Annotated in this window: 11 protein-coding genes; all 11 read left to right on the forward strand. The window is 37.5% G+C overall.

Translation table 11 applies throughout. The features are described 5' to 3' along the window. Positions 1 to 32: 32 nt before the first annotated feature. A complete protein-coding gene (gene pyrH, locus BLP54_RS02160) occupies positions 33 to 728 on the forward strand; it encodes a UMP kinase (protein ID WP_028246960.1) in 696 nt (231 codons plus the stop codon). Positions 729 to 737: 9 nt separating this feature from the next. Next, positions 738 to 1,292 carry a ribosome recycling factor gene (gene frr, locus BLP54_RS02165; protein ID WP_028246961.1) on the forward strand — a complete coding sequence of 185 codons (555 nt, stop codon included), beginning with the start codon at positions 738 to 740 and terminating at the stop codon, positions 1,290 to 1,292. Between the two features lie 76 nt (positions 1,293 to 1,368). Beyond that, complete coding sequence (locus BLP54_RS02170) at positions 1,369 to 2,067, forward strand: isoprenyl transferase (RefSeq protein WP_090166298.1); 699 nt, start codon at positions 1,369 to 1,371, stop codon at positions 2,065 to 2,067. A 12-nt stretch (positions 2,068 to 2,079) separates the two neighbouring features. After that, positions 2,080 to 2,880, forward strand: a complete 801-nt coding sequence (locus BLP54_RS02175; protein ID WP_090166300.1) for a phosphatidate cytidylyltransferase — start codon at positions 2,080 to 2,082, stop codon at positions 2,878 to 2,880. A 12-nt stretch (positions 2,881 to 2,892) separates the two neighbouring features. Then, positions 2,893 to 4,041 carry a 1-deoxy-D-xylulose-5-phosphate reductoisomerase gene (locus BLP54_RS02180; protein WP_090166302.1) on the forward strand — a complete coding sequence of 383 codons (1,149 nt, stop codon included), beginning with the start codon at positions 2,893 to 2,895 and terminating at the stop codon, positions 4,039 to 4,041. Continuing rightward, positions 4,035 to 5,081, forward strand: a complete 1,047-nt coding sequence (gene rseP / locus BLP54_RS02185) for an RIP metalloprotease RseP (protein WP_176754436.1) — start codon at positions 4,035 to 4,037, stop codon at positions 5,079 to 5,081. Before BLP54_RS02180 ends, rseP begins: the two co-directional genes overlap by 7 nt. Positions 5,082 to 5,095: 14 nt before the next feature. After that, positions 5,096 to 6,145 carry a flavodoxin-dependent (E)-4-hydroxy-3-methylbut-2-enyl-diphosphate synthase gene (gene ispG / locus BLP54_RS02190; protein ID WP_090166305.1) on the forward strand — a complete coding sequence of 350 codons (1,050 nt, stop codon included), beginning with the start codon at positions 5,096 to 5,098 and terminating at the stop codon, positions 6,143 to 6,145. A gap of 21 nt (positions 6,146 to 6,166) precedes the next feature. Beyond that, positions 6,167 to 10,615: a PolC-type DNA polymerase III gene (locus tag BLP54_RS02195; RefSeq protein ID WP_090166307.1), complete on the forward strand. Its 4,449-nt coding sequence runs from the start codon at positions 6,167 to 6,169 to the stop codon at positions 10,613 to 10,615. A gap of 39 nt (positions 10,616 to 10,654) precedes the next feature. Then, positions 10,655 to 11,677 (forward strand): DUF5050 domain-containing protein, encoded by a 1,023-nt coding sequence (locus BLP54_RS02200; RefSeq protein ID WP_090166309.1) that lies wholly within the window; start codon positions 10,655 to 10,657, stop codon positions 11,675 to 11,677. A gap of 29 nt (positions 11,678 to 11,706) precedes the next feature. Beyond that, entirely contained in the window at positions 11,707 to 12,843 is a 1,137-nt protein-coding gene (gene pheA, locus BLP54_RS02205) for a prephenate dehydratase (RefSeq protein ID WP_090166311.1), read from the forward strand. A 19-nt stretch (positions 12,844 to 12,862) separates the two neighbouring features. After that, positions 12,863 to 14,278: a Ppx/GppA phosphatase family protein gene (locus tag BLP54_RS02210; RefSeq protein WP_090166313.1), complete on the forward strand. Its 1,416-nt coding sequence runs from the start codon at positions 12,863 to 12,865 to the stop codon at positions 14,276 to 14,278. Positions 14,279 to 14,290: the final 12 nt, after the last annotated feature.

Raw genomic sequence — 14,290 nt, forward strand, 5'->3', positions numbered from 1 at the left:
AGACAAAATATATAAAGGAAATAAAAGAATAAATGAAAAGAGTAGTATTAAAGCTTAGTGGAGAAGCACTTTCTGGGGATAAGGGTTTTGGATTTGATGAAGCTACTTGCTTAATGGTCGCTCGTCAGGTTAAGAAGCTTGTTGATGATGGCGTTCAGGTTGGCGTTGTTATTGGAGGCGGAAATTTCTGGAGAGGACGCACTTCTGAAAATATCGACAGAACAAAAGCTGATCAGATTGGAATGCTTGCTACAGTTATGAACTGTATTTATGTTTCTGAGATTTTCAGAACTGTTGGTATGAAGACACAGGTTCTCACTCCATTTGAGTGTGGAAATGTATCAAAGCTTTATTCTAAGGATAGAGCAAACAAGTATTTTGAGAGAGGAATGGTTGTATTCTTTGCAGGTGGTTTAGGACATCCATATTTCTCTACAGATACACCTACTGTTCTTAGAGCAGTTGAGATCGAAGCTGATTGCATTCTTTTAGCAAAATCTATCGATGGCGTATATGATAGCGATCCAGCTAAGAATCCTAATGCTAAGCGTTATGATGAGATTAGCATTCAGGATGTTATCGATCAGAAGCTTCAGGTAGTTGATATGACAGCATCAATAATCGCTATGGAGCAGAAAATGCCTATGTATGTATTCTCACTTAATGAGGAGGATTCTATCGTAAAGGCAATTTCAGGCAAATTTAATGGTACGGTTGTAACCGTATAAGGAGGGCTAATGGATAATATACTTTCTGTATACGAAGAAAAAATGACAAAGAGCTACAATAATCTTGAAAGTGAGTTCACAACTATCAGAGCAGGTCGTGCTAACCCACATATCCTGGATAAGATTACTGTTGATTATTATGGAGCACCAACTCCACTTCAGCAGGTAGCAAATATTTCAGTTCCAGAGCCAAGACTTATTCAGATTCAGCCATGGGAAGCTTCTCTTGTTAAAGAGATTGAAAAGGCTATCAACATGTCTGATATCGGAATTAATCCTACAAATGATGGCAAGCTTATTCGTCTTGTATTCCCTGAGCTTACAGAGGAACGTCGTAAGGAAATCGCCAAGGATGTTAAGAAGCACGGCGAGGATGCAAAGGTTGCTATTAGAAATATCAGAAGAGATGCTATTGATCATTTAAAGAAGCACTCAAAGGATGAGGGCGTTTCAGAGGATGAAATCAAGGATCTTGAAGATAAGTGTCAGAAGATGACAGATAAGTTCATTGCTGAGGTTGATAAGGCTGTTGAGGCAAAGACTAAAGAGATTATGACTGTCTAAGAGATATTATTAAATTAATTTTTACAGGGCACAATTTGTGCCCTGTTTCATTATTTTTATAAAAAATGGAGGCACTATGAACGTACCAGAGCATATAGCCATTATTCTTGATGGAAATGGGAGATGGGCAAAATCAAAGGGGATGCCTCGTACTTACGGGCATACAGTAGGTGCGAAAAATGTTGAGACCATATGTAGAGCAGCTCACGATTTAGGGGTTAAATATGTGACAATGTATGCATTCTCTACAGAAAACTGGTCAAGACCTGATGATGAAGTAAAAGCTTTAATGAAGCTTCTCGGAGAATATATTAAGACTTGCATGAGAACAGCAAAGAAGGATAACCTTCGTGTTCGCTTTATTGGAGATTTAACAAGACTTGATGAAAAGCTTCGCAAAGCCATTGATGAGCTTACAGAGTATTCATCACAGTTCACAGGACTTACACTTACAATTGCTATAAATTACGGTAGTAGAGATGAGATGACAAGAGCTATCAGAAAGGTGGCGTCTGACGTAAAAGATGGTAAAATAGATGTTGAAAGCATTGATGAATCGCTTTTTGGAAGTTATTTAGATACAAAAGATATTCCTGATCCAGATTTTATGATTCGTACATCAGGAGAGCAACGTTTATCAAACTATCTTCTATGGCAGCTTGCTTATGCGGAGTTTTATTTTACACCTGTGGCATGGCCAGAGTTTACTCCTGATGAGTTAAAGAAAGCTATAGAAGAATATGACAAAAGAAATCGTCGTTTTGGCGGAATTTAGAGAGGATTTTAAATGTTTATCACACGACTTATTAGTGGAATAGTACTTGTAATTTTAGCTTTGCTATTTATTTGTACCGGTGGAGATTTACTTCTTGGAGTAATGCTTGCATTATCTCTTATTGGAATGTTCGAGCTGTATCGTATATTTGATATTGAAAAGAAGCCACTTGGTTTTTTAGGCTATGCTGCATGCGTTGCATATTATTCCAACCTTAAGCTTATGTTTTCACCAGATAATATGGCGATAATGCTTGTATTTCTTATCTGTTTATTAGGAGTGTTCGTATTTGCGTATCCTAAATACCATACACATCAGATTATGGCAGCCTTCTTTGGTCTTTTTTATGTTGGAGTGATGCTTTCATTCCTTTATCAGACAAGAATGCTTCCTAATGGTCAGTTTATAGTATGGCTTATTTTCCTTTGCTCATGGGGATGCGATACTTCAGCTTATTGTGTAGGTGTACTTTTCGGAAAGCACAAAATGTCACCACTTCTCTCACCAAAGAAGTCCATTGAAGGAGCAGTAGGTGGAGTGGTAGGATCTATGCTCTTTACAGCGCTTTACTGTTTTATTATTGATAATATTTTCAGATTAGAGGATTTCCCAATTATTCCTCTTGTTGTTTTTGCAGGAATTGGTGCACTCATATCTATGGTGGGTGATCTTGCTGCATCGGCTATTAAGCGTAATTTTGATATAAAAGACTATGGAAAGCTTATTCCAGGTCACGGTGGAGTTTTAGATCGTTTTGACAGTGTTATTATTACTGCACCAATTATATTTTTCTTAGCATATTACATTTTATAGAGGTAGACACACATGGCAAAGAATATATCAATTCTTGGTTCTACAGGTTCAATTGGTACACAGACATTAGACATCGTTTCTCAGAATCCTGATGATTTAAATGTTGTGGCTATGTCCTGTGGTAGTAATCTGGATCTTTTTGAAAGTCAGATTAGAAAATATGAGCCTACTCTTGTTTCAGTTGGAACAGAAGAGTTGGCAAAGGATTTAAAGACTAGACTTTCTGATATTACAATAGATATTCATTATGGTATGGAAGGTCTTATTGCAGTTGCTACTGCAGAAGAGGCTGATACAGTTGTTACTGCAGTTGTAGGTATGGTTGGTGTTCAGCCAACAATCGCAGCTATCAATGCAGGCAAGGATATCGCTCTTGCAAACAAAGAAACACTTGTTACAGCTGGTCATATTATTATGCCGCTGGCAAAGGAAAAAGGTGTTTCTATTCTCCCAGTGGATAGTGAGCATAGTGCTATTTTCCAGTCGCTTAATGGTGAGAGACATAATAAGATTTCTAAGATTCTTCTTACAGCCTCAGGTGGACCATTTAGAGGTCGTACACTTGATGACTTAGAAAACGTTACCTTAGAAGATGCCCTTAAGCATCCTAACTGGTCAATGGGAGCAAAAATCACAATTGATTCTGCTACCATGATTAATAAAGGTCTTGAGGTTATGGAAGCTAAATGGCTTTTTGGTGTTAACCTTAATCAGGTAGAAGTAGTGGTTCATCCTCAAAGTATTCTTCACTCAGCAGTAGAATTTATGGATGGTGCAGTTATTGGGCAGATGGGTACACCTGATATGCGTCTTCCAATTCTTTATGCATTATTCTATCCAAATCGTAAGACTTTGTATTCAGAGCCATTAGATTTATTTAAAGTTGGTACTCTTACTTTTGAGAGACCTGATATGGAAACCTTCTATGGTCTTGCTCTTGCTTATGACGCTATGGATGCTGGTGGCAATGTGCCTACAGTTTTCAATGCAGCCAATGAAAGAGCAGTTGCCAAGTTCTTAAAGAATAAGATTAAGTTCTTGGAGATTCCAGAGATTGTTTCTGAGGCTATGATTAATGTAGACTTTATCCAGAATCCTACTATTGAGCAGGTTCTTGAGACAGAACAGATGACTTACGATTACATAGAGAGCAGGTGGTAGTTATTCTTAAGATAATACTTGCAATACTGATTTTTAGTTTCATAATTATTTTTCACGAGTTAGGACATTTCTTATTTGCAAAGAAATGTGGTGTAAAGGTTAACGAATTTACTCTTGGTCTTGGACCAACACTTTTTAGTTGGGGAAAGGGTGAGACTAAGTATTGTTTGAAAGCACTTCCCTTCGGCGGTAGCTGTGTAATGGAAGGTGAAGATGAAGAAAGCGATAGCGACAGAGCCTTTAGTAAAAAAGGTAAATGGGAGAGATTCCAGATTGTTTTTGGAGGCCCACTGTTTAACTTTATTTTAGCGTATATGCTTTCGGTTATTTACATTGCATCTGTTGGTGTTAATGACACAACTATTACAGATGTAATGCCTGGATATGCTGCTGCAGAAGCAGGCATAGAAGCAGGAGACAAGATTATCAGCTTAGGTGGATATAATGTTCACTTTTATAGCGAGATTAGTATTTATACTTTTCTTCATGCTAATGCTGATTCTATTGATGTTGTTTATGAACGTGATAATCAAAGATATTCCACCACTCTTGTACCAAAGTATGATGAAGAAGCAGGTCGTAAGCTTATAGGTATTCAGAAAGCAAATGAATACGTTAAGGTATCACCTGTTGGAGTATTACAGTATGCAGCTTACGAGATGAAATATCAAATCTACGTTACGATTAGTAGTTTGAAGATGTTGTTTACAGGAGAGCTTTCTGTTAATCAGGTTTCAGGACCTGTTGGAGTGGTTACTACTATTTCTGACGTTTATGATCAGTCAGTGACTAGTGGAATGTTCTATGTATTTGTTAACTTACTTTCAATAGCTATATTACTTTCTGCGAACCTTGGTGTAATGAATTTGCTTCCATTCCCAGCTCTTGACGGTGGTCGTATTGTGCTCATCTTATTTGAGGCTATTCGCGGAAAGAAGATGAAGCCAGAGATTGAAAATGGAATTAACCTGGTTGGTTTTGCATTATTGATGCTTTTGATGATTGTTGTCATGTACAATGATATTTTAAAACTTATGTAATAGGAGATTTTTGTATGGATACAAAAGTTGTACATATTGGAAATAAAGTAATCGGTGGAGGTAATCCAATTCTCATCCAGTCTATGTGTAATACAAAGACTCAGGATGTGGCTGCTACAGTAGCACAGATTCATGAGCTTGAAAAAGCTGGATGCGATATTATCCGTGTTGCATGTCCAGACATGGATGCAGCTAAAGCTATAGGAGAGATTAAAAAACAGATTAGTATCCCTCTTGTTGCAGACATTCATTTTGATTACAGACTTGCCATTGCTGCCATTGAAAATGGAGCTGATAAGATTCGTATTAATCCAGGTAATATTGGAAGTACTGATCGTATTAAGGCTGTAGTTGATGCTGCAAAAGCAAAGAATATTCCTATTCGTGTAGGCGTTAATTCAGGTTCCCTTGAAAAGGAGCTTGTTGAAAAATATGGTGGTGTTACAGCAGAAGGACTTGTAGAGTCAGCTCTTGATAAGGTAAAGATTATCGAAGATTTAGGATATGATAATCTTGTTATCAGTATTAAGTCTTCTAATGTTATGATGTGCGTCAAGGCGCATGAGCTTATTGCAGACAAGACTAATCATCCACTTCATGTAGGAATTACTGAGGCGGGTACACTTAGAGCTGGTAACATTAAGAGCGCCGCAGGACTTGCAATGATTCTATCGCAGGGTATCGGTGATACAATTCGAGTTTCACTTACAGGTGCACCTGTAGAAGAAATAAAGACTGCTAAGCTTATTCTTCGTACACTTGGTCTTAGACAGGGGGGTATCGAGGTTGTATCTTGCCCTACATGCGGTCGTACACAGATTGATTTGATTGGACTTGCAAATAAGGTCGAGACAATGGTAGAAGAGTTCTCAGATCTCAACATTAAAGTTGCGGTTATGGGCTGCGTAGTTAACGGACCAGGAGAAGCAAAGGAAGCAGACCTTGGTGTAGCTGGTGGTATCGGAGAAGGACTTCTTATCAAGCATGGCGAAGTGGTTCGCAAAATGCCTGAGGGAGAGCTCCTTAATGCGTTACGTGAAGAGTTGATTAATTGGCCTCGTTAGGCTTAAGTTCGGAGATATGTTATGGATCAAATGGGATTTTATGAAGTATTCCCAAATATGAATGCAGATAACGATTTGTCTACTGCCCTTAGTGATGCAACAATCACTAAGGTCAGTACGGGTCGTTCAAAAGACGATATTCGTATATACGTTACTTTCAATACACTTATTCCTAAGCGCCGTATTTGGAAATTAGAAAAGTCTATTAAGAAACAATTCTTTGCAAACAACGGTGTTTCCATTCGAATTTTGGAGGACTTTGATTTATCAAGTCAGTACACTCCAAAGAATTTAATTTCATCTTATAATGACAGTATTTTAGAAGAGCTGGAAGCAAGAAGCGCTCTTCTTTTTAACATATATAAAAAAGCAGACTTAGATATTACAGAAGACGGAAATGTTAAGGTTACCATCGAGGACACAGTCATTGGCAGAGAAAAGGAGCATGAATTATTTGATTTGCTCCATAATATTTTGTGCAATCGTTGTCATATGGATGGTAAGATTTTCTTCGAATATAAGGAACCTGTAAAAAGCAAATATCTTGAAAATGCTGAACGTGAAATAGAGCAGAGGATTGCTTCAATTAGTGCTAAGACTGCCGCTGTAGAAGAATCTGAAGAACAGCCAGCAGAGGAAAAAACAGAAGATAAAACGAATAATAAGAACAAAGAAAAAGATAATAATTCTGAAAATCAAGAACCAGAGAAGAAATTCGTGCGTCCTCTTACAAAGTCAGATGACCCAGATATCATTATGGGTTCAGAGATTGCTGAAGATGCCACTACGATGGAAGATATTAATGGAGAACTTCTTGGTTCTATTGTAATAAAAGGTCAGCTTAACGCCCTTGAATTTAGAGAGACTAAAAAGGGTGGTTATTTTGGTACAGGTACTATGACCGACTTTACAGATTCTATCTCAATAAAATTCTGGTTTAGTGATGCTGATCAGGGTAGAGAGCTTGAGTCTAAGCTTAAAGTTGGTGGCTTTTATAAGGTTCAGGGTAAGTTAGATGAGGATACCTTCTCTAAGGAGCTTACCGTTGGTAGAATCACTTGTATCCAAAAGATAAAAGATTTTAGAGTTGTACGTCAGGATACAGCAGTGGAGAAACGTGTAGAGCTTCACTGCCATACAAAGATGTCTGAGTTCGATGGTGTCTCTGAAATCACTGACATTATTTCACGTGCCAAAGACTGGGGACACAAAGCCCTTGCTATTACCGACCATGGTGTAGTGCAGGCTTTCTGTGACGCAGATCACATGAAAGGTCTTGGAGATTTCAAGGTTATTTATGGCTGTGAGATTTACCTTGTAGATGATACCAAGCGTCCTGTTACAAATGACAAGGGACAGTCTCTTCATGATGAGTTTGTAGTATTTGATATTGAGACGACTGGTTTTAATCCTCGAACCTGTAAGATTATAGAAATAGGTGCAGTAAAGTTTAAGGATGGTCAAATTGTAGATTATTTCTCTGAATTTATTAATCCTAAGGTGCCAATACCTTATAGAATTACAGAACTCACATCTATTACAGATGATATGGTACTAGATGCTCCTACAATAGATGTTATTTTGCCTAAGTTCATGGATTTCTGTAAGGGTAGCGTTTTAGTTGCTCATAATGCAGGCTTTGATACAGGTTTTATTAGATATAATTGTAAACAGTTAGGGCTTGCGTATGATTACACTCATGTAGACACTGTAGAAATCGCTCGATATTTACATCCTAATAATGCTAAATTCAATCTTGATGCTGTTTGTAAATTGGAAAAGGTAGTAAATGAGCATCATCATAGAGCGGTAGCTGATGCAGAGGTTACTGCAAAGATTTTTGAAAAGTTTATTGTTAAACTTGAAAATGAAAATATACATACTCTTGCTGAGCTGAATGAAAAAGCAAAACCTACTGCTGAGCAAATCAAAAAGATGAAAGCTCATCATTGTATTGTCTTAGCAAAGAATGACTTGGGCCGTATTAATCTTTACAGACTCGTTTCAGAGTCTCATTTATATTATTTTAGCCGTTATCCAAGAGTACCAAAGACTTTACTTACAGAATGTCGAGAAGGTTTGATTATCGGTTCTGCCTGCGAGGCTGGTGAATTATATGGAGCTATTGTAGATGGCAGAGATGATTCAGAGATAGCCAGAATTGCTAACTATTATGATTATCTTGAGATTCAACCTGTTGGAAATAATGACTTCATGATTCGTTCTGATAAGTACGAGGATATTAATTCTGTAACTGATTTACAGAATATAAACAAGCAAATTGTTGATTTGGGCGAGGAGTTTAATAAGCCTGTTGTTGCTACTTGTGATGTTCATTTCCTAGATCCACAGGACGAGGTATATCGACGTATCATTATGGCTAACAAGGGCTTTGATGATGCGGATCAGCAGGCGCCACTTTATCTTCATTCTACAGATGAGATGCTTGATGAATTCTCATACCTTGGTCTTGCCAAGGCACATGAGGTAGTTATCGAAAATACGAATATGATTGCGGATATGTGTGAGTACATTCATCCGGTTCGTCCAGATAAATGTCCACCTGTTATTGAGCATTCTGAAGAGGATTTACGTCGTATTTGTGAGACAAGAGCCCATGAAGTATATGGTCCTGAGCTTCCAGAGATAGTATCAGCTCGTCTTGAGCGTGAGCTTAATTCAATCATTGGTAATGGATATTCCGTTATGTACATTATTGCTCAAAAGCTTGTATGGAAATCAAATGAGGATGGTTATTTGGTAGGTTCCCGTGGTTCCGTAGGTTCTTCTTTTGCAGCTACAATGGCAGGAATCACTGAGGTTAATCCACTACCACCTCATTACAGATGTCCAAACTGTTTCTACGTAGATTTTGATGGTCCAGAAGTACAGGAAATTGTTAATCAGGGACTTTCAGGCGTAGATATGCCAGATAAGATTTGCCCGAAGTGTGGCAAGCCTTTGGCAAAGGATGGTTTTGATATTCCTTTCGAAACCTTCCTTGGTTTTAAGGGTGATAAGGAGCCTGATATCGATTTGAACTTCTCAAATGAATATCAGTCAAAGGCTCATAAATATACAGAGGTTATCTTCGGCGAAGGGCAAACCTTCAAGGCTGGTACTGTTTCTACACTTGCCGATAAGAACGCCGTTGGATATGTTCTTAAGTATTTTGATAAGCGAGATATTAGAAAACGTCGTGCAGAAAATGAGCGAATTGCTAAGGGTGTTGAAGGTGTTAAGTCCACTACAGGTCAGCATCCGGGTGGTGTAGTAGTTCTTCCGAATGGTGAGGATATATATTCCTTTACACCTGTTCAGCATCCTGCTAACAAGGATACTGACATTGTTACAACTCACTTTGATTACCATAAAATCGATGCCAATCTTCTTAAGCTTGATATTTTAGGACACCTTGATCCTACCATGATTAAGCGATTGGAGGACTTAACTGGAATTGACGCTACAACAATTCCTTTTGATGATAAGGATGTAATGTCACTGTTCCAAAGCACTAAAGCTCTTGGGATTACACCTGAGGACATTATGGGAACTCCACTTGGTACACTAGGTATTCCAGAGTTCGGTACTGATTTTGCCATGCAGATGCTTGTTGAGGCTAAACCTCAATATTTCACAGACTTGGTTCGTATCGCCGGTCTTGCTCATGGTACCGATGTATGGCTGGGAAATGCTCAGGATCTGATTCTTAGCGGAACAGCAACCATCACAGAAGCTATCTGTACTCGAGATGATATTATGGTTTATTTGATTCATAAGGGTCTTGATCCTGCTGAGTCATTTACAATCATGGAGCGAGTTCGTAAGGGTATTGTTGCTAAAGGTAAATGTGACGAGTGGCCTACATATAAGGAGCATATGCAGGAGCATGGTGTTCCAGACTGGTATATTGAATCCTGTGAGAAGATTAAGTATATGTTCCCTAAGGCTCATGCTGCCGCTTACGTTATGATGGCTTGGAGAGTAGCATATTGTAAGATTAATTATCCACTTGCTTATTATGCAGCCTTCTTCTCAATCAGAGCCGGTGGTTTTGATTATGAGAAATGTTGTCAGGGTAAGGCAAGATGTGAAGCGGAAATTAAGGCCCTAAAGGCTCAGTCTGATTTATCTGCTACAGATAAAGATGTATTAATTGCACTTCGTCTTGTTCAGGAAATGTATGCCCGTGGTTTTGATTTTTTACCTATGGACCTATACCAATCTGACTCAAGATACTTTAAAATAGTAGATGGAAAGATACTTCCACCATTTAATTCACTTCCAGGAATGGGTGATAAGGCTGCTGAGCAGTTACAGATTGCAGCCTCTCAGGGAAAGTTTCTTTCTTTGGATGATATAAAAGACAGAGGTAAGGTTTCACAGACTATTATCGATAAGATGGTAGAACTTGGTGTTATCAAGGATTTACCTCAGTCAAATCAGCTTTCTATTTTTGATTTTACTTAATGCGTATTGATTAGGCTTTTAGCCTGGGAGGGCAGTAGAATGAAGATAGTTAGACGAATCATTATTGCTATAGTTGCACTGGGAATTATTGCAGGCGCTGTTTATTACAAGTACATTAATACTATTACCTACTTTAATGATGCTGGTACTAATGGCAATACCATTGGAAATCTATATGGTAATGGTTTGTTTTGCGAGACAGATGGTGTCGTATATTTTGCAAACCCTACAGACTACAATCGTATCTATAAGATGAATCCGGATGAGTCTGATATTGAGATAGTAGCTAATGATAGTGTTTATTTCCTTAATGCGGATTCACATTATGTTTATTATAGTCGTCAGCAAAACAGGGATAATTCCCAATTTGGCTTTTTAAATGTTAATGTAAACAGCCTTTGCCGATTGAATAAGCGCAATAAGAAGGTAATGATTCTGGATGAAGCTGATTGCAACGCCTGTGCATTGGCAGGTAATAATATTATTTATTTACGATTTGATGACGAATTATTAACTACGAATCTTAATACTGTTAAAATTGATGGAACTGAAGGGCAGCAGCTTAGTAAGCTTGCTATTGATCCTAGATGCGTTGTAGGTGAGAAACTCTATTTTTCTGGAGTTGAAAATGATCATAATCTGCATAGTATGAATATTTATTCTAAAGATATTGCATACGCATCAGCCTTTAATCTGTGGATGCCAATAATTGAGAAGAGTAATCTTTATTTTATTGATTTAGATAGCAAACATAGAATTTGTAAAGCTGCTCTTGGAAGTACAGATAAGACTGTGCTTACGTCTTATCCAGCTCAAAGCTATAACATTGATGGATTATATTTGTACTATCAAAGTATGAAGGGAAATCCTGATGGATTATATAGAGTAGATATGGCCAGTGGTGCAGAAGAGCTAATAGCGGAAGGCCAATTCAACAATATTAATATTACTAGCAAGTATGTTTATTTTGCTGATTATTTTTCTGGAGAGATTTATCATTGTCCAGTTCGTGGTAACGCTGTATCAAAATTTGATCCACCTATTTTACCACTTGATGACTGATATTAACCTAGCACAAACGAAGGAGCAACATGAGAGACTTAAATGACATCAGAGTAGAGATTGATCAGGTAGATAAAGAAATTCTTAATTTATTTACACACAGAATGGAATTAGCCTGTCAGGTAGCAGAGTACAAAATAGCTACCGGGAAAAAAGTATACGACAAAGTCAGAGAGGATGAAAAGCTGGAAAAGCTTTCTTCCTATGTTGAGGATGGCTTTAGTCAGCAGGCGGTAAAGGAATTATATACTCAGATAATGTCTATAAGTCGAAAGAAACAGTTTTCTATTCTTAGAGCTAATGGAATTAACTTCGATAGTGGATTTCAACAGGTAGATGATTTTGATTTTTCAGAAGCAACAGTTTGCTTTCAGGGTGTTCAGGGTGCCTATTCCCAGCTTGCTATGCTTGCATTCTTTGATGATGATATGAAAAGCAGTTTTCATGTGGATTTATGGCGTGATGCTATGGATGCTATAAGTAGTGGTGAAGCAGATTATGCAGTTCTTCCTATTGAGAATAGCCTGGCTGGCTCAATAGAAGAGAATTTCGATTTACTATCCGAATACAATGTTGCCATAATCGGAGAGCAGATTTTAAAGGTTGACCATGCGCTCCTTGGAGTTAAGGGGGCAAAGATTTCTGATATTAAAACAGTTTATTCTCACCCAAAGGCCATTGCTCAGTGTGACGAATATATTCGCACCAAGCATATAGATTGGGATGTTAAAAACCTTAGAAACACTGCCATGAGTGCACAAAAAATTAAAGATGATGGAGATATCACTCAGGCTGCTATTGGAAGTACATATAATGCTTTCCTTTATGATTTAGATATTTTAGAGGAAGCTATTCAGGATGATAAAAATAACGAGACACGTTTTGTCATTGTTTCAAAAGATAAAAAATATCGAAAGAATGCAGACAAGATTAGTTTATGTCTTGAGATTTCTCATACACCAGGAAGTCTTTACAGGATTCTTTCGAATCTTATGTTTAATGGAATAAATATGAATAGAATAGAATCTCGTCCAATTAAGGGGGTTAATTGGCAGTATAGATTCTTTATAGATATTGATGGCAATCTTAATGATGAGGCGGTTAGAAATGCTTTAACTGGTCTCAAGGAGGAGTGTGTAAGTCTCAGGGTTTTGGGAAATTACTAATATATTTAAGGGGTTTTTTATGAAGCTTTTTGCAAGTATTTACATTGGGTCCTATGAGACTACAATGAAGATTTTTGAGATAGGTAAGCAGCAGAAAAAGGTTAAGACCATAGATACTATTAAGGCACAGTCTGATATTATTAGGGACGTGCTAAATTATGGTCGTATTTTGCCTGAAACCACAGAAAAACTTTGTAAAGTTTTAAATGATATGCGAAGAGCTATTGATGGCTATAAGGTAGATGCTTTTTCTGTAGTTGCTGGCCCTAATATCAGACAGGCGGAAAATTCTCTTATTGTTCTTGAACAAATAAAAGTCCAAACTGGATTTTCAGTCAAAGTAATTTCTAATTCCGAGCAGAGATTTTTGGGTTACCAAGCGGTTGCTGCCACCGATGATTTTGAAGAACTGATTAGTGATTCGGCAGTTCTTGTGGATATCGGTGGAGTTTCTCTTCAGATTACTTTATTTTCAAAAGGAAAAATTATCACTACCCAACATCTTTCCATGGGTACAGTTTCCCTTAGCGAAAACATTAAGAAGATAGGAATAGTAGTCTCATCCTTAGATCAGATTTATGAGATGATTTATAAGGAACTGGAAGTCTTCAAAACCATGTTCCTCAGAGATATTCAACCTAAATACATGATTCTTCTTGGTAGCCAGATAAGTTGCGCTATAGAAAATGCTATCGGCTTTACGAATCAGCTTACAAAGGTAGAAGATTATATTGTCAAAACTCTGGCTGAAACACTTATGCCTAAAAATGTCGTAGCACCAGGTGTTTCTGTATGTGATGGAATGGCATACCATTTTTGCTATAACAAAAAATGGCTTGTGGCTACACACGACTTTGACAATGACATTATTACGGCTGCATGGTCCATTGCAAAAAGATATGATAGCTATCAGCCTCATCTGAAAGCTTTATACAAGCTGTCAGGAGAAATTTTTGACGCTATGAAAAAATATCATGGATTGGGCAAACGTCAAAGAGTTCTCATGCAGGCTATTGCTATATTGCATGACTGTGGTAAATATATTTCTCTTGCTGATGCGTCTGATTGTTCCTATACAATCATAATGTCATCTGAAATCCTTGGACTTAGCCATAAGGAAAGGGAGATTATAGCTACAACGGTTGCTTTTAACAGAAAACCTGTGGAACCTTATGAGAATCTTTCAGATAGATTTTCTACTGAGGAATACTTATTAATATTAAAGTTGCTTGCTATTCTTAAGGTGGCAAATGCCCTTGATCGTTCTCATAAGCAGAAGATTAAAAATGTATCAATGCGTGTAAAAGATAAGGAGCTGGTTATATCAATTGAAGCTAATAGCTCCCTTGCCTTAGAAAAGGGCTTGTTTAAAAAGAATGCAGATTTCTTTCAGGAAATTTTCTCTATAAAACCTGTACTTAAAGAGAATAAGTAGTTTTAGGAGGAC

This window comes from Pseudobutyrivibrio sp. 49, assembly GCF_900100545.1.
In the GTDB taxonomy this organism is placed as follows: Bacteria; Bacillota; Clostridia; order Lachnospirales; family Lachnospiraceae; genus Pseudobutyrivibrio.